Genomic DNA, 18,660 nt, shown 5'->3' on the forward strand with positions numbered 1-18,660 from the left:
ATGAAAGTGTTCATCGCCCTGTTCCTCCTCTTTCTTATTGAAGGGACATGGGCCGCCATCTTCTCATGGCACTATGTGACGCCGTTCTTGTATTTGACATTGATCGGCTTGATGTACGTCGGTTTGTATGGTCGCTTCGAGGCGGCGTTCGGATTCGGACTCGTCTTTGGACTGTTGTATGACATCGTCTATACCGACTTGCTCGGAATTTACTTATTTACTTTTTCACTCATTCCTCTCTTAGTCAGCTTCGTGTTAAAATATATAGGTGAGAACTTCTTCTCGGTCGTCATCACGTTCACGTTCATGATTCTCGTGTTTTCCTTCGGGATCTTTAGCGTCATGACGGCGGTCGGTGGGACAACCATGACCATTCAAACACTATTAGTTGAACAGATTCCAGGGACGCTCGTCGCCAACGCTGTCGCCATCGCATTGTTATACGTGCCGATGACACGATACGTGGCGCCGCGACCTGTAGCGAAAAGAGGGTAGCCATGATGGAGCGTAAACGACATATTACGATAAAAGGACATCGCAACGGTATTGCAATCCACTTCAATCCACGGAGTGGCATCGATGAGGTGCTCGGAGAGCTTGAGGCCACGTTACAAGAAATGGAGCCGCCCTCTGGGAAGATTGCACTCAAATTGCACGCGGGTACTCGTTATTTAGACGAGGAGCTGTCACGTCAAATTCGTGAAGTCGTCGCTCGTCATGGCGTTTTTTATATCGAGGAGCTATCGAGCGAGGTCATGTTGACCGAAGAAGCGAAAGCGACCTACGGCAAAAAGACGTTCCACTACCATAGCGGGACGATTCGAAGCGGACAAGTGCTCGATTTCGATGGCTCGGTGCTCATTATCGGAGACATCAACCCTGGGTCCGAGGTTCGGGCGACGGGAAGTATCTATTGTTTAGGGACGATACGAGGAAATGTGCGTGCCGGTGTCGAAGGATGGGAGGAAGCGGTCATCACCGCCAGTCTACTCCATCCGAAGTTTTTAGCGATCGGTGAACACGTGCTCGCGTCGGACGACGGCGAAGAGCTTCCGGAGATCGAGATGGGATGCGCATATCAGACGAATCAAGGTATTGAAATGACGCGTCTCCGTCAAGTCATGACTGGGCTGAAAGACGCATATGCAATGGAATTACAGAGAGGGTGAGTTTGATGGAGCAAGTAGTAGAGCCTGTACATACAGCGAAAGAAGTGAAGAAAGGTCGGTCCATCGTCGTGACGTCGGGGAAAGGTGGCGTCGGGAAGACGACCACGACCGCGAACCTCGGGACCGGCCTCGCATTGTCTGGTCACTCGGTCTGTCTCGTCGATACGGATATCGGTCTTCGTAACCTCGACATCATCTTAGGACTCGACAACCGCAGCATCTATAACCTCGTCGACGTCATCAACGGCCAATGCAAATTGCATCAGGCGCTCGTCCGTGACAAGCGGTTCGAAGAGATGTATCTCTTGCCTGCGGCCCAGTCGAAAGACAAGACATCGGTCCAACCGGAGCAAGTGAAAGAAATCATCGACCAGTTGAAGACAGAATATGATTTCGTCTTGATCGATTGCCCGGCCGGCATCGAGCAAGGCTTCATGAACGCTATCGCCGGCGCCGATGAGGCCGTCGTCGTGACGACGCCTGAGAAGGCCGCCGTTCAGGACGCGGACCGCATCATCGGGATGCTCGAGCAAGCGGAACATGTCGCTGCGCCGAAATTGATCGTCAACCGCGTCAAGAACCACCTTGTGGAATCAGGGGACATGCTCGACATCGATGACATCATGCGCATCTTGTCGATCGACCTGCTTGGCGTCGTCGTTGACGATGAAGAAGTCATCGCCGCCGCGAACCGCGGGGTACCTGTCACGATGAACCCGGATAACAACGCCGGACAAGCGTACCGCAACATCACGCGCCGGATTCTTGGGGAGTCGGTGCCGCTCATGTCGATTCAGACCGAACAAAAACCGGTCGGCTTCTGGACACGACTCATGATGAAATTTGGAATGAAAAAAGCCTAAGGCAACGAAAGTTGCCTTTTTGTGTCGAAAGGAGAGACGCATATGCGATTGATCTATGAACGGACCCCGTCCATCGAACGGGCCATGCTCGTCGACGGGGAGCGTCTGCTCGAAGTCGAGGAACGCTTCATCGACCAACTGTCGATCGGGACGATTCTCGAGGCCGCGATCGAACGGATTCATCCGTCGCTCGGCGCCGCGTTTTTGACGACCGGCGAGACGACGCTCTTCTTGCCAATTGCCGAGACGCTGAAAGCGCTCGAGGCGTATCCGGACGTGCCAGCCATCGGTCAGGCGGCCGTCGTCGGTGAGAAGCGACTCGTCCAAGTGACGAAAGAAGGCATCAACGGCAAACACCATAAAGTGACGGAGAACATCCGCTTCGGCGGACGACATATCGTCTACTTCCCTTATGGTCGGCGCCAGTTGTATAGCCGCAAGCTCGATTTCGTCACCCAGGACCGGTTATCGAAAGTGTTCGACCTCGAAGAGGCAGAAGGGGTGTTGTTCCGGACCGAGTCGGGGCAGGCAAGCCCTGAAGACCTTCAAGAAGAGCTCGACTTGCTCCGGACGCGTGCCAAGGACGTCATCACGGCACGCGGGGGACAGGATGAGCTGTTGTGCGAACAGTTCGTGCGACGCCATGCGGTCGAATCGGTCATGTTGAATGACAAGGAAGCGCAGGACCGGTTGACGCGGCTCGAGGTCAACGTCGAACGTCACATCGGCAAAGGCCGGATGAAAGAAGCGGTCCGGCTCGACGGGGCAATCGAGAAGCTCGGCCAGCGTGTCGTCTGGCTCGAAGGCGGTTCGTACGTCTTGATTGAACAAGTCGAGACGATGACCGTCATCGATGTCAACAGCGGCAAGAACGTCGCCGTCAAAGACAAGGGTCGCGCCGCCGACACGATTAACGAGGCCGCGCTCTACGCCGTCATGGAACAGCTCCGGTTACGCAATATTGGCGGTATGGTCGTCATCGACTTCTTGAGGGGGTCAAAGGATGGACAGGCCCGGCTCTTGAAGAAGATGAAAGAGCTCGGTGCCCGCGATCCTCGCCGTGTCGAAGTGTACGGCTTCACGCGCATGGGCTTGTTCGAACTGTCGCGAGAACGAACCGGACGTTCGATGCAAGACCGGATGACCTATAACGGTAACCCGTCGAAGCTTGCCGTCTTCTCGCAGCTGGAGCGGACGCTGATGGAGCTCGCGCCTCAAGCCGAGGGTGTCGTCGTGACACTCCCGAGCAAGTGGCATGACGCGTCGTGGGACGGTTTTGACTGCACGGTCTTGCTCGTCGACGGGGAACCGGATGTGGCGTTCTACGGGACGCTCGAGGAATGTCAAAATTTCGTATCTCGTCATTGACAATGATTGAACGAGAGTGGTATTATCTATAACGTTAGTTCGTTTGGAAGCACCCAAATGGCTACAACCGCACAGAACGGGTTGAAATGGTTTCGCCCTGCCCTGGATGGCGAGTCTGAGTTTAATAAGGAGGTGCACGTATATGTACGCAATCATCAAAACTGGTGGTAAGCAAATCAAAGTTGAAGCAGGTCAAGAGATCTACATCGAAAAACTCGATGCTGATGTCGAGGGTACTGTAGAATTCGGTGAAGTTCTTTTCGTTGGTGGTGACGATGTTAAAGTCGGAGCTCCACTCGTAGAGGGCGCTAAAGTCGTAGCAACTGTCGTTAAACACGGTCGCGCGAAGAAGATCACTGTCTTCAAAATGAAAGCTAAGAAAAACTACCGTCGTAAGCAAGGTCACCGTCAGCCTTACACGAAAGTTCGCATTGAGAAAATCGAAGCGTAAGCTATGATTCGAGTAATGGTCAGACGAGACGAGACGAAGTCGATTCGTTCCGTTGAAGTGACAGGTCACGCCAACTTTGCTGAACCCGGTTCTGATTTGGTCTGTGCCGGCGTTTCTGCCATCATCTTTGGGGCATATAACGCTGTCGAGGTACTTGCCGGTCAATCGCTTCTTGTAGAAATGGCAGACAAAACAGAGGGTGGCTACTTTTATGTCGAGACATATCCTGACGTATCACCGGAGGACATGACTCGCACCCAACTGTTATTAGAAGGGATGCTCGTGCAACTAGACACGATCGCCCATAGTTACGGTGATTATATCCAAATTGAACAATAGGAGGTGGACCTCATGTTACAATTGAACCTTCAGTTCTTCGCATCGAAAAAGGGAGTAGGATCGACTAAAAACGGTCGTGACTCGATTTCGAAACGCCTCGGCGCTAAACGCGCTGACGGACAGACTGTTTCAGCTGGATCGATTCTCTACCGTCAACGCGGTACGAAAATTCACCCAGGTGAAAACGTCGGCCGTGGTGGCGACGACACATTGTTTGCAAAAGTTGACGGCGTAGTACGCTTCGAGCGTCTTGGTCGCGACAAGAAACAAGTGAGCGTTTACCCAGTTGCGTAAGTAGAACCACGCAGAAGACTCTAGCCACTTATTTGGTTAGAGTCTTTTTTACTAGTTTTACTAGGAGAGGATTGCATGAACTCACAAGCAGCACTGAAACTATTATCGACCGTCCGTCACGAATGGATGAATCGGCTTCAGATGATCTCCTTGTACGCGGCGCTCGAGCCTGAAAAACTTGAGGAGCTGTACGAGCGATATCGTCAGCACGCCGACGAGGAGAGTGCGCTCATTCGCTTGGACATGCCGACGACGAGTCTCGTCCTCATGCAAGCGAACTGGGAAGGGCGGTTGACCTATAAGGTATCGGCCGACCGCGTGTCGCTAGACGACGCACGCGTGGCGGACAAGCTTGTCCGTCTTCTGTCAGGAACGGATGGACCGATTCATGTGACGTTCACGGACGGACTGATGGTCCGCGTCTTCGGTCACGTACCGGACGACGTGTTCACGTCAGATGAAGTGTACGAGCAAACAGTAGAATGTTCTACGTTCGTTATAAAGGAGGGGAATTAAATGTTTGTCGATCAGGTTAATATTTTTGTAAAAGCTGGAGACGGCGGTAAAGGGATGGTTGCATTCCGCCGCGAGAAGTATGTTCCAGACGGTGGACCAGCAGGAGGAGACGGAGGTCATGGTGGTGACGTCGTCTTTGAAGTAGAAGAGGGATTACGTACACTCGTTGATTTCCGATTCTCGAAAAAGTTCATCGCCCATGACGGTGAAAAAGGGATGTCGAAAGGCATGCACGGACGAAAAGCGAAGCCGCTCGTCGTCAAAGTCCCACCAGGTACGATCGTGTTCGATGCACAAACAGATACGGTCATCGCCGACCTTACCGAGCACGGCCAACGGGCCACGATCGCCAAAGGTGGACGTGGGGGCCGCGGGAACTGTCGTTTTGCGACGCCATCTAACCCGGCACCAGAGATCGCCGAGAACGGGGAGCCAGGTCAAGAGCGTGAATTGCGCCTTGAGTTGAAATTGCTCGCTGACGTCGGTCTTGTCGGATTCCCGTCAGTCGGGAAATCGACGCTCTTGTCAGTCGTCTCGTCGGCACGCCCGAAAATCGGCGCGTACCACTTCACGACGATCACACCGAACCTCGGTGTCGTCAAGACGGCAGACGACCGTGACTTCGTCATGGCCGACCTTCCTGGACTCATCGAAGGGGCGAGCCAAGGCGTCGGCCTCGGTCACCAATTCTTGCGTCACATCGAGCGGACGAAAGTCATCGTTCACATGATCGATATGAGCGGCATGGAAGGGCGCGACCCGTTCGAAGACTACACGACGATCAACCGCGAGCTCGAGTCGTACAACTTACGTCTCCTCGAGCGTCCGCAAATCGTTGTCGCCAACAAGATGGACATGCCGGATGCGCCGGAATTACTTGAAGAATTCCAGAAGAAAATCGGAGACGACGTCAAAGTCTTCCCGATCTCGGCACTCGCCAAAGAAGGACTTCGCAACCTGCTCATCGAAGTAGCTAATCTTGTAGACTCGACACCTGAGTTCCCACTCGAAGAGCTCGAAGAGAAGACGGCCACACCACGTGTCGTTTATCGTTACGAGAAGGAAGAGAAGGGGTATCAGATTCATATTGATGAATACGAACGCTTCGTGATCACAGGGCCTCGTATCGAGAAGCTCTTCAAGATGACGAACTTCGATCACGACGAATCCATCAAGCGCTTTGCGCGTCAAATGCGTCAAATGGGCGTCGATGACGACCTTCGCAAATTAGGTGCCGAAGACGGTAGCGTCGTCGCCATCTTGGACTTTGAATTCGAATTCGTCGAATAATCTTTTTAATTAGGAAATGGAGTGTGAAGTAAACGTGGACCCTGTGCCCTCGTCTAGTTTAATTCTTTATGTAGTTTTAGTTATGTTGTCAGCTTTCTTCTCTTCTGCCGAGACCGCGCTTTCGAGTGTGAACCGTGTCCGGATGATTCGTATGTCGGAAGATGGGGACAAGGGCGCCAAGCGCGTCCTTCACCTCGTCGACCGCTTCGACGATACGCTCTCGACGATTCTCGTCGGGAACAACATCGTCAACATCGGGGCAGCGACCGTCTCGACAGCCATCGCCACGAGTATTTACTCGGGCGGGACTGGCCTCGTCATCTCGACGTTCGTGACGACTGTCATCATCTTGATCTTCGGTGAGATTTTACCTAAGTCGCTCGCGAAAGAGTTCGCCGAGAAGTATTCGCTTCTCATCAGCGGCATCTTGCTGTTCCTCGTCAAAATCTTGAAACCGATCACGATGATTTTCACTGGCTTGAAAAAGCTCGTGCTTCGTCTGTTCGGTATGAGTACGAAGGAGCCGTCGGTGACGGAAGAAGAGTTGAAAGTGCTCGTGGATATGGGAGAAGAAGAAGGGGTGCTCGGCGAGACCGAAGCGGAACTCGTGCATAGCGCCTTCGCCTTCAACGACATCACTGTCGACGATGTGTTGACGCCGCGGATTGATATCCTCGCCGTCGACATCGACGATACGCTCGAAGAAATCAAAGACACGATCTTTAGCGGTGGGCATTCTCGTCTACCGGTATATAAAGACTCGATTGACAACGTCATCGGGGTGTTGTCAGAACGTGATTTCCTTCGTTCGATGATGCGGGATGAAGTGACGGACGTTCGTTCGCTCATTCGTCCGCTCACATACGTATCACCGCAGACAAAATTAATTGAACTGCTCCCAGTCCTTCAGCAAAAACAATCGCACATGGCGATCGTCCTCGACGAGTTCGGTGGGACGGCCGGCCTCATCACACTCGAAGACATGCTCGAGGAGCTCGTCGGAGACATTTGGGATGAGCACGATGAGTCGATCGTCTATCTCAAACGACTCCGTGACGGGGTCTACGAGTGTATGGCCGACATGGATGTCGATGAATTTGCGGATGAGATGGGAATTAAAGAACCTGAAGTAGATGCCAACACGATGGGTGGTTGGATCGTCGAACTGTTAGGAGACATTCCAGAGAAAGGTGCGCGTGTCACGTATGAAGACATGACGTTCACCGTTCTCCACGTCGAAAAGCGTCGGATTCGCAAATTGCTCGTCGAAACGGGTCAATCCGAAGCGGCGGAACAAGCGTAAACGAACAGAGGAGGGATCGCCAACCGGCGGTCCCTCCTTTTGTTTATACAGTGTGGTGGCGCTCGACGCGTTCGAGCAGCTCGTAAGGGCGTACTTTATAGATGGCGTGCGGCATATACGTCGGATCGATCGCATCAAGCAGGCGCATCTGGAAGTGATTGCGCTTGATATAGTCGCCGACGTTCGAGGCGTCGACCTTGAAGAAGCCGACTTCTTGCGTCTCACCTTCCTGCGGTTGCAGGTCGCCCGAGACGTAGCGCGCGCGGAACGTGACACAGAGTACGCGTGAGGATACGTTTTGATAGATGCCGGTGATCCCGTCGACCTCGATCTCAATCCCGGTCTCTTCTTTTACTTCGCGATGCACGGCGTCGACGATCGATTCATGTTCCTCGACTTGTCCGCCCGGCATCTCATACGTATCGTTCCGGTGCGTGTTCTGAACGAGGAGCACCTCGCCGTCGGCGTTCGTGACGTAGGCCGTCACGGAGACGATGGTGCGCGGTGGTGTGTAGTGACCGGTCGGCATCATGAATTCCTCGCTCGACTTGATATATAAATCTTTGCCGAGACGGGCCCGCTTCTTCATCGCCTCGCGGCGCAGGCTGCTTGAGCGGTAATCGCGTTCGACTTGTTCGTAATGCTCGCGGTCACGATATTCCCAGAGGGCCATGACCTCGTCCTTGTCTTCGGTCACCCAACGACCGACGAGACGGGCGCCGTGCGATACCTGTATCGGATACAGGTATGTATGGAAAAACTCGGTGAATTCATCTAAGCGTTCAGGACGGATGGTGTACGTTTTTCGACGATGGAACATGGTAATTCCTCCTTTGAAGGTGGTAATCTCTATTCCGAGAAAAAAACGCTTTCCTCACTATTCTTAATTCGGTACCAGATCCGATTTTCCCTCTATTCAAAAAAAGTCAGCTCGAGCGAATTTGCTCAGGCTGACTTTTTGAATAGACGCGGATTCGCGCGGATATAGCGGATGAGGACATATAGTCCGATGGCGGTGCCGACGTACGGCAAGAACCCGTGCGAGACTTCACCGATATGACGCCAATTGCTACCGAGCATCATCCCGAGTTTGACGAACACGAACGACCAGACGGCGAAGACGACGACGGTCACCGTCAAAAATTTCCGGAACGACAAGCGCATGACGCCGGCGCTGACGGCGAACAGCTGGCGCCAAATGACGCTCAGACAGACAATCCAGGCGCCATACGTCTCGAACCACGTCTCGGCGCGCTGTTGCTTCGCTTCACTGATGCGAAATGACTTGTAGAGCCGAAGGGTGACAGGACGACCGCCGTAACGGCCAATCCAATAGAGAACGATTTGACTGAAGACGAACGCCGACCACGCGAGGAGGAAGACGAGCAGGAACGAGACGTCGAGAGACCCGATCAAGTGGCCCCCGTAGGCGAGCACGAGCTCGTTCGGGATGAATTGGATGAAGATGCCGAGCGGGACGCTGAAGACGCCGCAGCCGAGCAACAGTTGTTCAAAGAAATGCCACATGACCGTTCCCTCCTTTCCAAATTATGTACGGTCTTTGTTCCATCCATCAGTATAACGGACATGGACTGAAAGCAAAAGAAAAGATGTCACGTATTTGTGACATCTTAGTCGAGCTCGGAGACGAGGACGCCGAGCCGCTCGAGTTCCGAGACGGCGGCATCGATGGCGTCTTCGCTATCGGCCTCGAGCGTGTGGATATGCAAGCCACCCGTCAAATGCGAAAGTGGGGCGGCCTGGTTCGCCTCGACCCGTTCGAGGAAAGCACGGACGTCGCGACGGCTCTTCACCATCAACTGACCCGTTAACGAACCGTAGACCGGATGATCGATGATGACGTCCCGAATTGTGACGCCTTCGTCGACGATGGCGTTCATTTCGGCCTCCATGGCCTCCGCCTCGTGACGACAGACGATTTTACGGGTGTAGGCGGACGGCGACGACTCGCCCGGTAGATAGACGTATCCACGGGCGGTCGCGACGATTTGATGGCCCTTCGCCTTCAAGAGCGACAAGTCTTGGACGACGACTTGTCGGCTGACGGCGACGCGGCGGGCGAGCTCGGAGCCGGTGATCGGCTCGGAACTCTGTTCAATCATTTCCAATAATGTGCGCCGGCGTTCTTCACCGGCTAAGCGTTTGTTCATAAGATCCAACTCTCCTTGCTAAAGTGACGATGGCTTCGGCGAGCGCCGTCGTGGCTTCAACGGTCGTGGCTTCGCCGAAGGAAATGCGGACGAGGCCGTGGCAGGCGCTCGTCTCATAGCCGAGTGACTCGAGCATCCGGTTCGGTCCGTTTTGGCCGGCCCGACAGGCCGAGCCTGCCGAGACTTGGAAGCCGAGCCCGTCGAGTTCGGTCATCCACCATTGTCCGTCCCGCTGATTCGAGACGAACGAGAAGATGGCGGGACTCTGCTGGTCGAACTCGAGCCAGTCCACGTAAGACGATGTCTTCTCTTTCAAGATAGCACGAAACGCCAAGAAATTTCTTTCATGACGTGTCCGTGCCTCGTGCCGGTCGGTGAACGCTTTAACGAATGCACAGATGCCGGGGACGTCAATCGTGCCGGGACGAATGCCGTACTGGTGGTGTCCCGGATAGTAGGGCGGTGGCAACAGCCGTTCCATATAGAGGCCGCCGACGCCTTTTGGACCGCCGACCTTATGGGCGCTGAACGAATAGGCGTCAATCCCGTCGACCGAGACAGGAATCTTGCCGAGCGCCTGGACGCCGTCGATATGGAGCAACACTTTCTTATATTTCAATTGGCAGAGGATGTTGTGGAGCGGCAGCGTCCATCCGGTATCGGAGTTGACGTGCTGGAACGTCACGAGCCCGATATCACGGTCGAGCAGACGCGTGAACGTCTCTTGGTCGAAGCGACCGTCTTTTAGTTTCAGCCGATGGACGGTCACGCCTTCCGCTTCCCATTCGTCGAGAAGGAGGGCGACCGAGTCGTGCTCTTGCCACGACGTGATGACTTCACTGCCTTTCATGCGCTTACGGAGACTCGTTAGCGCGATATAGTTGCTCTCCGAACCGCTCCCGGTGAAGAGCAGCTTCCCGCGGAGCATGTCGAGCCCGAGAGCCTGCTTCACCAAACGCCTTGCCTCGGTCAAGTAATCTTCGGCCATATATCCGTGCGTGTGGAGGGAAGACGGATTACCGTATACGCTCCGCGCCATGGCGACGTAATGGTCGAGGGCGGATTTTGTCATCGGGTGCGTCGCCGCATAATCAAAGTAACGGTTCATCGTAAAGTTCCCCTTTTCTTATGTTGTCTTCTTCACAAAATTATGCGAAACTAGTTTACAAGTCAAAATTACATATGAAAAACAGGTGATATACAGATGTCTTTACAGTTTGAACGGGTCGATGTGTTGATTATCGGGGCCGGTTTGGCCGCTGTGACGGTCGCCCTCCATCTGCCCCGGACGTTGAACGTCCTGCTCGTCGCCAAGCATGAAGTGACGAGTGCGAACTCGGACTTGGCTCAAGGCGGAATCGCTAGCTCGTACTTGGAACCGTCGAGCGTCGACCATGAGCGGGATACGCTCGTCGCCTCGAAACTTGCGGCCGTACCCGACCGTGTTTATACACTCGTCGAGGAAGGGCGGACGGCGATTCAAGAGCTGGAGCGGTTCGGCGTCGTCTTCGATCGCGACGCGACTGGCTACGCGGTCGGTCGGGAAGGTGCCCATGGCATGAATCGAATCTTTCACGCCGGTGGCGATGAGACGGGACGGCACGTGATGGCGACGCTGCGGCGTCAACTGCCTGACAATGTGACCGTCATGGAGCATGTCCTGATCGATACGTTGACGAAAAGCGGTGGCCGTGTGAGCGGGGCGACCGGTTTCAACGGTGAGACACGCCTCCACGTTCAGGCCGGGGCCGTCGTCCTCGCGACCGGTGGCATCGGCGGACTGATTGACTGGACGTCGAACTGTCGCTCGGTCACAGGAGACGGGCTCGTCTTGGCAGAATCGGTCGGGGCTCGGCTCACGAACTTGTCTCGGATTCAGTTTCATCCGACGCTACTCGCAGTCGATTCACCCCATCTCGTGACCGAAGCGCTACGCGGGGCGGGAGCCACGCTCGTCGATACGTCCGGGAACCATGTGATGGGACAACACCCGCTCGGTAGCCTCGCCCCGAGGGATGAGGTCGCACGAACGCTCACGAACCATGTCGGACCGGTGTACTTGGATACGAGTCGTGTCGAACGGCTCGATGAGCGGTTCCCGAAACTGGTGGCGACATGTGACGCGCACGGCATCGACATCCGGCGCATCCCGGTCCGGCCGGGACTACATTTCCACATGGGCGGTGTCGACGTCGACGCCTATGGACGAACCAAGGTAGCGGGACTATATGCGGTCGGGGAGGTCGCCGATACGGGCGTCCATGGGAAGAATCGACTCGCGTCAAACTCGTTACTTGAATGCTGGGTGTTCGGGAAGCGGGTGGCGGCGACGATGACTTTGGAGGAGAAGCCGTTCGCGGTGAACGAGACGACCGTATTTGAGGTTTCAGATGATCTGTTCGGCCGCTATCGGCAACAGATTGGGGAATGGCTGACAATCTCGTCGCAACTCGGCAAAATCGTAAGTTTCTTAGAAAATACCCAACAACTGCCACGGACGAAACACGTGACAAGACAATTAAGTGAACAGACATTGAGTATAGAAGCGGCACGGCTTTTGGCTCGTGCCATGATGAGGACGGAGGATGGTTATGAACAAGATTGCTTTGCGCGAACAGCTGACGGCATTTCTACATGAGGACATCGGCTTTGGCGATATCTCGAGCGGACTGATCGATCAGCGCGAGACGTCATTCGCCACGGTCACCGCCAAAATGGATGGGGTGTTCTGTGGCATGGATGTCGTCCTGGAGCTGGCCCAGATGCAACGGCTCGTCGTCGAGTCATGCCAACCGGACGGCACGGTTGTCTCGACTGGAGATGAACTGTTCACGTTGCGGGGCAAGACACGGACGCTCCTCGAGACGGAACGGGTGTTATTAAACCTTATCCAACATTTGAGCGGGATCGCCACGATGACGCGGCGCTGCGTCGAACAGCTCAATGACCCGACGATTGCCGTCACGGACACGCGCAAGACGACACCTGGACTCCGCATGCTCGAGAAGCATGCCGTCCGTTCGGGTGGTGGGAAGAACCACCGGCTCCGGCTCGACGATGCCGTCATGATTAAAGACAACCACATCACGGCACTCGGTGGGATCACGAACGCGGTCGCCCGGGCCCGGATGCTTGCTGGCCACACGACGCCGATTGAAGTCGAGGTCGAGACGCTCGAACAGTTGCATGAGGCGATTGCGGCGGACGCCGACATCATCATGTTCGACAACCGGACGCCAGAAGAACTGAAGGCGTGGCGCGCGCTCGTCCCAAGTCATATCAAGACGGAAGCGTCAGGCGGCATCACGGTCGAGACGATCGCCTCGTATCGCGGTACGGGCGTCGACGTCATCTCAATCGGGCAGTTGACCCATTCGGTGAGGGCGCTCGATTGTAGTTTAAATCTCGTAGGAGGAATCAAACATGCAGTTACTCGGAACGATGCCAGCGCTATACGCTGACTTGACGCTTGAACAGATGGAACAACGGATTGAAGCCATTAAAGCACGGCTCGGCAGCCGCCTATTTTTACCGGCCCACCACTATCAAAAGGACGAGGTCGTCCAGTTCGCGGACGCGACCGGAGATTCGCTCCAGCTCGCACGGCTCGCCGAACAGATGAACGAGGCCGAATTCATCGTCTTTTGCGGCGTCCACTTCATGGCCGAGACGGCCGACATGTTGACGCGTGACGACCAGCTCGTCATCTTACCGGATATGCGGGCCGGGTGTTCGATGGCCGACATGGCTGATATCGATCAGACGGAGATTGCGTGGGAAGAGCTGACCGATACGTTCGGCGACAGTATCGTCCCGATCACATACGTCAACTCGACAGCGGCCATCAAGGCATTCGTCGGCAAGCATGGCGGGGCGACGGTCACGTCGTCGAACGCCCATGACATCGTGCGTTGGGCACTCGAAGCGGGCGAACGGATCTTGTTCTTACCGGATCAGCATCTCGGACGCAACACGGCATATGACTTGGGCGTGCCGCTCGAGGCGATGGCCGTCTGGGACCCGCTCCGGGAACGACTCGTCTATGAAGGCGATATTGAGGACGTCCGCGTCATTTTATGGAAAGGGCATTGCTCGGTCCATGAGAAGTTCAACGTCGCCCAAATCGAGGCGTTACGGAAGAACGACCCGGAGCGACGCATCATCGTCCATCCCGAGTGCACGTTCGATGTCGTGCAGGCAGCGGACGAGGCCGGGTCGACGTCATATATCATCGACCAGATCGAGGCGAGCGCGCCGGGGACGAAGTGGGCCGTCGGCACCGAGATGAACTTGGTCAATCGACTTGCGGCGACGCACCCTGAGCTCGACATCAATTCGCTCAACCCGTACATGTGCCCGTGCTTGACGATGAACCGAATCGATTTGCCTCATTTGCTCTGGGCGCTCGAGTCACTCGAGACCGATCCCGTAAATATTATTCGCGTCGATCAAGAGACGACAAAGTGGGCGACACTCGCCCTCGAGCGGATGCTCGCACGCTAAGGACAGGCAATCGCCTGTCCTTTTTTCGTGGCGACGGTTATGGTACAATGAATGCAGTTTTCCTATGAAGAGGAGATATGACCGTGATTGAATTCGTAAAAGGCTCCGTCGCCTATGTGTGCGCGGAATATATAACGTTGGATGTTTCGGGCGTCGGCTACAAAGTACATGTGCCTAACCCGTTTTTTTATCGTGAACAAGACGAACATGTAATCGTATTTACGCACCATTACGTGCGCGAAGATCAACAGACGCTGTACGGTTTCCGTTCACGTCGCGAACGCGAACTGTTCAATAAATTGCTCGGCGTCAACGGAATCGGACCGAAAGGCGCACTCGCGATCGTCGCCTCGGGCGATATGGATGCGCTCATCGACGCAATCGAGACTGAGAACGAGAAGTATTTGATGAAGTTCCCAGGTGTCGGCAAGAAGACGGCGAAACAGATGGCGCTCGACTTGAAAGGCAAGCTGTCCGAGCTCGCCCCGGATTATGTACCGAACACCGGACTGTTCGCCCAAGGCGCGTCCGAACTAGACGAGGCGTGCGAAGCGCTCGTTGCGCTCGGTTACTCAGAGCGTGAGATCACCCGTGTCCGCAAGGAACTGAATTCAGAAATATTGACGACAGACGCTTACATAAAGCGCGCCCTGCAATTGCTATTGAAATAAGGAGGAGACCATGGACGAACGATTGTTGTCACAATCCCATCAACAATATGAAGACTCTGAAGAGTGGAGCTTGCGTCCGCAAAAGTTCGAGCAATATATCGGACAGGAGAAGGCGAAAGGAAACTTGTCGATCTTCATCCAAGCCGCGAAGCTCCGCAGCGAAACACTCGACCACGTCCTCCTATACGGTCCCCCGGGACTCGGAAAGACGACACTCGCCCAAATCATCGCCAACGAGATGGGTGTCGGCATCAAGACGACGGCCGGCCCGGCCATCGAACGTCCGGGTGACCTCGCCGCAATCCTCTCGACCCTCGAACCGGGCGATGTTCTGTTCATCGATGAGATTCATCGCTTGAGCCGCACGATTGAAGAGATCCTCTATCCGGCGATGGAGGACTACTGTCTCGACATCGTTTACGGACAAGGCGAGATGGCGCGAAGCGTCCGCATCGACTTGCCACCGTTCACGCTCGTCGGCGCGACGACGCGGGCCGGCATGTTGTCGGCCCCGCTCCGTGACCGCTTTGGTGTCACGTTAAAGCTCGAATACTACGAGACGCATGAGCTCGCCGCCATCGTCAGTCGGACGGCCCAACTGTTCCGCCTGTCGATTTCACCAGAGGCGAGCGGTGCCATCGCGAAACGTGCACGCGGCACGCCGCGGATTGCCAACCGGCTGTTACGCCGGGTTCGTGATTTCGCCCAAGTGGCAGGAACGAAAGAAATCGATCCGGTGCTTGCCTCAGACGCACTCGACCGGTTACACGTCGACGCCCTCGGGCTCGATGAAGTCGACCACCGGCTTTTACGGGCGATGGTTGAACGGTTCGGCGGTGGTCCGGTCGGACTCGAGACGCTTGCCGCGACGATCGGGGAAGATGCCCAGACGATTGAGGACGTGTATGAGCCGTACTTGTTGCAGCAAGGTTTCCTGCAACGGACGCCGCGCGGCCGCATGATCACCCAGTACGCAAAGACGCATTTTGGCTATGAAGAGGAGTAAACGATATGCAAGACATTCAATTGAACGTAAACGATTATGATTTTGACTTACCGGAAGAACTGATCGCCCAAGTACCGCTCCTCGATCGGACGAGCTCACGACTGCTCGTCCTCGACCGCGACACGGGCGACATCGAGCATCGTCACTTCCGCGACGTGCTCGACTATTTGCAGGCAGGCGACGCCCTCGTCGTCAACGACTCGCGCGTGCTCCCGGCTCGACTGTTCGGGGCGAAGCAAGAGACGGGCGGGAAAGTCGAACTTCTTCTTTTGAAGCAGACGGAAGATGATGTCTGGGAAGCGCTCGTCAAACCGGCGAAGAAAGTCCGCGTCGGCGCCATCGTCGAGTTCGGCAACGGATTGCTCCGGGCCGAATGCGTCGAAGAGCTGCCGGAAGGGGGACGCCGCTTCAAGTTCGATTATGACGGCATCTTCTATGAGATTTTAGATGAGCTCGGCACGATGCCGCTCCCGCCATACATCCGTGAACAGCTCGACGACCAAGACCGTTATCAGACGGTGTACGCCCGTGAACGCGGGAGTGCGGCCGCACCGACGGCAGGTCTTCACTTCACGGAAGAACTGCTCGCAGCGGCAGAAGCGAAAGGCGTCAAGTTGATTCCGCTCACGCTTCACGTCGGGCTCGGCACGTTCCGTCCCGTCACGGCGGATACGATTGAAGAACACACGATGCACAGTGAGTATTTCGAGCTGTCGGCCGCTTCGGCCGAGGCGCTCCGTGACGTCCGTACAAACGGCGGCCGTATCTTCGCAGTTGGGACGACATCGACCCGGACGCTCGAGACGATCGTGCGCGACCATGGGGATTTCGTCGAGTCATCGGGCTGGACGGACATCTTTATCTACCCAGGCGTCGAGTTGAAGGCGATTGATGGACTGATCACGAACTTCCATCTGCCGAAGTCGACACTCGTCATGCTCGTCTCGGCGTTCGCGTCGCGCGACATCATTTTGAACGCGTACCGCACGGCGGTACAAGAACGTTACCGCTTCTTCAGCTTTGGAGACGCGATGCTCATCACGAGGAAGGAAGAGAACAAATGACCAAACACGCAGTCACATACGAACATATCCACACATGTAAACAGACGGGAGCGCGGCACGGAATCGTCCATACGCCGCACGGCTCGTTCGAGACACCTGTCTTCATGCCGGTCGGCACGCAGGCGACCGTCAAGACGATGGCCCCGGAACAAGTCAAGGCGATGGGAGCGAACATCATCCTCTCGAACACGTATCACCTTTGGATTCGTCCAGGACACGAAGTCGTCAAACAAGCCGGAGGCCTTCATAAGTTCATGAACTGGGACGGCGCGATTTTGACAGACTCGGGCGGCTTCCAAGTCTTCTCGCTCGCCGACCTGCGCAACATCCAAGAAGAAGGCGTCCATTTCCGCAACCACTTGAACGGCGACAAGTTGTTCTTGTCACCGGAGAAAGCGATGGAGATTCAAAACGCGCTCGGTTCGGATATTATGATGGCGTTCGACGAGTGCCCGCCGTTCCCGGCGACACATGAGTACATGAAGAAGTCGGTCGAGCGGACGAGCCGTTGGGCTGAGCGTTGCCTCGCGGCACACGAACGTCCGGAAGACCAGGCATTGTTCGGTATCATCCAAGGCGGCGAGTACGAAGATCTCCGTCGTCAAAGTGCGGCCGACCTCGTCTCGCTTGATTTCCCAGGTTATGCTGTCGGTGGATTATCGGTCGGCGAACCGAAAGACGTCATGTACCGCGCGCTCGAGTTCACGACACCGTTCATGCCGGAGAACAAGCCGCGCTACTTGATGGGCGTCGGTTCACCGGATGCGTTGATTGAAGGCTCGATTCGCGGCATCGACATGTTCGACTGCGTCTTGCCGACCCGAATCGCCCGCAACGGGACGCTCATGACATCGAAAGGCCGTGTCACGATCAAACATGCGAAACATAAGACGGACTTCGGCCCAATCGACGAGAAGTGCGATTGCTACACGTGTAAGAACTATTCACGTGCGTACGTCCACCACTTGATTCGTGCCGACGAGATGTTCGGGCTTCACCTCTGCTCGACACACAACCTTCACTTCCTCGTGAACTTGATGAGTCAAGTACGTCAAGCCATCCGCGAAGACCGTCTCTTGGACTTCAAGGAAGAGTTTTTCGAAGAATATGGGTATAACAAACCAAACGCCAAGAATTTCTAATTGTTCTGACAGCGATTATGTGACAACGTTTCAGTTTCACGGTATAATGAACCTGATATTGAAGGAAAGGGTGAATTTTACGCATGGAAACTCTCGTAGCACTATTACCGATGATCCTTATTTTCGTCGTGTTCTACTTCTTGTTGATCCGTCCGCAGACGAAACGTCAGAAAGAAGTACAATCGATGCAAAACGCGCTTGAGCGTGGGGATCACGTCGTAACAATCGGCGGCCTTCACGGCGTCGTCCACCAAATCGAAGACACACAAGTCACATTGAAATGTGACCAGTCACTCCTCAAGTTCAATCGCAGTGCGATTGCTGAAGTGACGAAAAAAGGCAACTCATCATTCGCTGAGTAACCAAACCACGCCTGACCATCCCTGGTCAGGCGTCTTTTTTTTGTCATACTTTGAAAAATGATTTATTTTTGACAAACTTCGTCAATCCGACGAATCATCCACCTTATTTCCAAAAATCAAATTGAATCGTGAAAACGTTTGCATTATC

The 18,660-nt window shown here is 55.0% G+C and carries 22 protein-coding genes and 1 other annotated feature; of the genes, 18 read left to right on the forward strand and 4 right to left on the reverse strand.

Annotated features, from left to right (window positions below; translation table 11 throughout):
* The 10 genes from mreD (at window position 1) to KNP67_RS01305 (ending at window position 7,593) form a co-directional block, all read left to right on the forward strand.
* Entirely contained in the window at window positions 1–495 is a 495-nt protein-coding gene (mreD, locus tag KNP67_RS01260) for a rod shape-determining protein MreD (protein ID WP_052013683.1), read from the forward strand.
* A 5-nt stretch (window positions 496–500) separates the two neighbouring features.
* Window positions 501–1,169 (forward strand): septum site-determining protein MinC, encoded by a 669-nt coding sequence (locus KNP67_RS01265; RefSeq protein ID WP_021066880.1) that lies wholly within the window; start codon window positions 501–503, stop codon window positions 1,167–1,169.
* Between the two features lie 5 nt (window positions 1,170–1,174).
* Window positions 1,175–2,032, forward strand: coding sequence for a septum site-determining protein MinD (gene minD, locus KNP67_RS01270; protein WP_021066881.1), 858 nt, complete (start codon window positions 1,175–1,177; stop codon window positions 2,030–2,032).
* Between the two features lie 42 nt (window positions 2,033–2,074).
* Window positions 2,075–3,400 carry a ribonuclease E/G gene (locus tag KNP67_RS01275; protein WP_214755741.1) on the forward strand — a complete coding sequence of 442 codons (1,326 nt, stop codon included), beginning with the start codon at window positions 2,075–2,077 and terminating at the stop codon, window positions 3,398–3,400.
* Window positions 3,401–3,455: 55 nt separating this feature from the next.
* Window positions 3,456–3,527, forward strand: a sequence feature (ribosomal protein L21 leader region).
* A 15-nt stretch (window positions 3,528–3,542) separates the two neighbouring features.
* The gene (gene rplU, locus KNP67_RS01280) at window positions 3,543–3,851 is read left to right on the forward strand and encodes a 50S ribosomal protein L21 (RefSeq protein WP_016508528.1); all 309 of its coding nucleotides are present in this window, start codon (window positions 3,543–3,545) and stop codon (window positions 3,849–3,851) included.
* Window positions 3,852–3,854: 3 nt separating this feature from the next.
* Window positions 3,855–4,190 carry a ribosomal-processing cysteine protease Prp gene (locus KNP67_RS01285; protein WP_031200131.1) on the forward strand — a complete coding sequence of 112 codons (336 nt, stop codon included), beginning with the start codon at window positions 3,855–3,857 and terminating at the stop codon, window positions 4,188–4,190.
* 12 nt (window positions 4,191–4,202) lie between these two features.
* The gene (gene rpmA / locus KNP67_RS01290) at window positions 4,203–4,484 is read left to right on the forward strand and encodes a 50S ribosomal protein L27 (protein ID WP_016508537.1); all 282 of its coding nucleotides are present in this window, start codon (window positions 4,203–4,205) and stop codon (window positions 4,482–4,484) included.
* A gap of 75 nt (window positions 4,485–4,559) precedes the next feature.
* The gene (locus KNP67_RS01295) at window positions 4,560–5,000 is read left to right on the forward strand and encodes a Spo0B domain-containing protein (protein WP_021066884.1); all 441 of its coding nucleotides are present in this window, start codon (window positions 4,560–4,562) and stop codon (window positions 4,998–5,000) included.
* A complete protein-coding gene (gene obgE / locus KNP67_RS01300) occupies window positions 5,001–6,290 on the forward strand; it encodes a GTPase ObgE (protein WP_021066885.1) in 1,290 nt (429 codons plus the stop codon). It abuts the gene before it with no gap.
* Between the two features lie 16 nt (window positions 6,291–6,306).
* Window positions 6,307–7,593, forward strand: a complete 1,287-nt coding sequence (locus tag KNP67_RS01305) for a hemolysin family protein (protein WP_285800916.1) — start codon at window positions 6,307–6,309, stop codon at window positions 7,591–7,593.
* 43 nt (window positions 7,594–7,636) lie between these two features.
* Here the strand turns inward: KNP67_RS01305 and KNP67_RS01310 are convergent, their stop codons facing one another.
* The 4 genes from KNP67_RS01310 to KNP67_RS01325 all read right to left on the reverse strand — a co-directional run bounded on the left by KNP67_RS01310 (window position 7,637) and on the right by KNP67_RS01325 (window position 10,872).
* Window positions 7,637–8,413 (reverse strand): NUDIX domain-containing protein, encoded by a 777-nt coding sequence (locus KNP67_RS01310; RefSeq protein ID WP_131471096.1) that lies wholly within the window; start codon window positions 8,411–8,413, stop codon window positions 7,637–7,639.
* A 125-nt stretch (window positions 8,414–8,538) separates the two neighbouring features.
* Window positions 8,539–9,120, reverse strand: coding sequence for a DedA family protein (locus KNP67_RS01315; RefSeq protein ID WP_214755743.1), 582 nt, complete (start codon window positions 9,118–9,120; stop codon window positions 8,539–8,541).
* A gap of 104 nt (window positions 9,121–9,224) precedes the next feature.
* Window positions 9,225–9,764 (reverse strand): transcription repressor NadR, encoded by a 540-nt coding sequence (locus tag KNP67_RS01320; protein WP_021066889.1) that lies wholly within the window; start codon window positions 9,762–9,764, stop codon window positions 9,225–9,227.
* Complete coding sequence (locus tag KNP67_RS01325) at window positions 9,742–10,872, reverse strand: cysteine desulfurase family protein (RefSeq protein WP_131471098.1); 1,131 nt, start codon at window positions 10,870–10,872, stop codon at window positions 9,742–9,744. The genes KNP67_RS01320 and KNP67_RS01325 overlap by 23 nt, the downstream gene beginning before the upstream one ends.
* 96 nt (window positions 10,873–10,968) lie before the next feature.
* Between KNP67_RS01325 and KNP67_RS01330 the strand changes: the two genes are divergently transcribed.
* From KNP67_RS01330 to yajC, 8 genes are all read left to right on the forward strand, one after another.
* A complete protein-coding gene (locus tag KNP67_RS01330) occupies window positions 10,969–12,402 on the forward strand; it encodes an L-aspartate oxidase (protein WP_214755744.1) in 1,434 nt (477 codons plus the stop codon).
* A complete protein-coding gene (gene nadC, locus KNP67_RS01335) occupies window positions 12,356–13,225 on the forward strand; it encodes a carboxylating nicotinate-nucleotide diphosphorylase (RefSeq protein WP_214755745.1) in 870 nt (289 codons plus the stop codon). Before KNP67_RS01330 ends, nadC begins: the two co-directional genes overlap by 47 nt.
* Window positions 13,188–14,267 (forward strand): quinolinate synthase NadA, encoded by a 1,080-nt coding sequence (gene nadA / locus KNP67_RS01340; RefSeq protein ID WP_214755746.1) that lies wholly within the window; start codon window positions 13,188–13,190, stop codon window positions 14,265–14,267. Before nadC ends, nadA begins: the two co-directional genes overlap by 38 nt.
* Before the next feature lie 83 nt (window positions 14,268–14,350).
* Window positions 14,351–14,938: a Holliday junction branch migration protein RuvA gene (gene ruvA / locus KNP67_RS01345; protein ID WP_021066894.1), complete on the forward strand. Its 588-nt coding sequence runs from the start codon at window positions 14,351–14,353 to the stop codon at window positions 14,936–14,938.
* A gap of 10 nt (window positions 14,939–14,948) precedes the next feature.
* On the forward strand, window positions 14,949–15,944 hold the full coding sequence (gene ruvB, locus KNP67_RS01350; protein ID WP_021066895.1) for a Holliday junction branch migration DNA helicase RuvB: 996 nt from the start codon (window positions 14,949–14,951) through the stop codon (window positions 15,942–15,944).
* 20 nt (window positions 15,945–15,964) lie between these two features.
* Window positions 15,965–17,008, forward strand: a complete 1,044-nt coding sequence (gene queA / locus KNP67_RS01355; RefSeq protein WP_144429852.1) for a tRNA preQ1(34) S-adenosylmethionine ribosyltransferase-isomerase QueA — start codon at window positions 15,965–15,967, stop codon at window positions 17,006–17,008.
* A complete protein-coding gene (tgt, locus tag KNP67_RS01360) occupies window positions 17,005–18,150 on the forward strand; it encodes a tRNA guanosine(34) transglycosylase Tgt (protein ID WP_021066897.1) in 1,146 nt (381 codons plus the stop codon). Before queA ends, tgt begins: the two co-directional genes overlap by 4 nt.
* 83 nt (window positions 18,151–18,233) lie before the next feature.
* Window positions 18,234–18,512 carry a preprotein translocase subunit YajC gene (gene yajC / locus KNP67_RS01365; RefSeq protein ID WP_021066898.1) on the forward strand — a complete coding sequence of 93 codons (279 nt, stop codon included), beginning with the start codon at window positions 18,234–18,236 and terminating at the stop codon, window positions 18,510–18,512.
* Window positions 18,513–18,660: the final 148 nt, after the last annotated feature.

Source organism: Exiguobacterium sp. s157 (assembly GCF_018618205.1).
Taxonomy (GTDB): Bacteria; Bacillota; Bacilli; order Exiguobacteriales; family Exiguobacteriaceae; genus Exiguobacterium; species Exiguobacterium chiriqhucha.

What these genes read in the sequence shown, in the direction of transcription:
- mreD (WP_052013683.1), top strand. Translation starts at nt 1, where the DNA reads ATGAAAGTGTTCATCGCCCTGTTCCTCCTCTTTCTTATTGAAGGGACA.
- KNP67_RS01265 (WP_021066880.1), top strand. Translation starts at nt 501, where the DNA reads ATGGAGCGTAAACGACATATTACGATAAAAGGACATCGCAACGGTATT.
- minD (WP_021066881.1), top strand. Translation starts at nt 1,175, where the DNA reads ATGGAGCAAGTAGTAGAGCCTGTACATACAGCGAAAGAAGTGAAGAAA.
- KNP67_RS01275 (WP_214755741.1), top strand. Translation starts at nt 2,075, where the DNA reads ATGCGATTGATCTATGAACGGACCCCGTCCATCGAACGGGCCATGCTC.
- rplU (WP_016508528.1), top strand. Translation starts at nt 3,543, where the DNA reads ATGTACGCAATCATCAAAACTGGTGGTAAGCAAATCAAAGTTGAAGCA.
- KNP67_RS01285 (WP_031200131.1), top strand. Translation starts at nt 3,855, where the DNA reads ATGATTCGAGTAATGGTCAGACGAGACGAGACGAAGTCGATTCGTTCC.
- rpmA (WP_016508537.1), top strand. Translation starts at nt 4,203, where the DNA reads ATGTTACAATTGAACCTTCAGTTCTTCGCATCGAAAAAGGGAGTAGGA.
- KNP67_RS01295 (WP_021066884.1), top strand. Translation starts at nt 4,560, where the DNA reads ATGAACTCACAAGCAGCACTGAAACTATTATCGACCGTCCGTCACGAA.
- obgE (WP_021066885.1), top strand. Translation starts at nt 5,001, where the DNA reads ATGTTTGTCGATCAGGTTAATATTTTTGTAAAAGCTGGAGACGGCGGT.
- KNP67_RS01305 (WP_285800916.1), top strand. Translation starts at nt 6,307, where the DNA reads ATGGAGTGTGAAGTAAACGTGGACCCTGTGCCCTCGTCTAGTTTAATT.
- KNP67_RS01310 (WP_131471096.1), bottom strand. Translation starts at nt 8,413, where the DNA reads ATGTTCCATCGTCGAAAAACGTACACCATCCGTCCTGAACGCTTAGAT.
- KNP67_RS01315 (WP_214755743.1), bottom strand. Translation starts at nt 9,120, where the DNA reads ATGTGGCATTTCTTTGAACAACTGTTGCTCGGCTGCGGCGTCTTCAGC.
- KNP67_RS01320 (WP_021066889.1), bottom strand. Translation starts at nt 9,764, where the DNA reads ATGAACAAACGCTTAGCCGGTGAAGAACGCCGGCGCACATTATTGGAA.
- KNP67_RS01325 (WP_131471098.1), bottom strand. Translation starts at nt 10,872, where the DNA reads ATGAACCGTTACTTTGATTATGCGGCGACGCACCCGATGACAAAATCC.
- KNP67_RS01330 (WP_214755744.1), top strand. Translation starts at nt 10,969, where the DNA reads ATGTCTTTACAGTTTGAACGGGTCGATGTGTTGATTATCGGGGCCGGT.
- nadC (WP_214755745.1), top strand. Translation starts at nt 12,356, where the DNA reads ATGAACAAGATTGCTTTGCGCGAACAGCTGACGGCATTTCTACATGAG.
- nadA (WP_214755746.1), top strand. Translation starts at nt 13,188, where the DNA reads ATGCAGTTACTCGGAACGATGCCAGCGCTATACGCTGACTTGACGCTT.
- ruvB (WP_021066895.1), top strand. Translation starts at nt 14,949, where the DNA reads ATGGACGAACGATTGTTGTCACAATCCCATCAACAATATGAAGACTCT.
- tgt (WP_021066897.1), top strand. Translation starts at nt 17,005, where the DNA reads ATGACCAAACACGCAGTCACATACGAACATATCCACACATGTAAACAG.
- yajC (WP_021066898.1), top strand. Translation starts at nt 18,234, where the DNA reads ATGGAAACTCTCGTAGCACTATTACCGATGATCCTTATTTTCGTCGTG.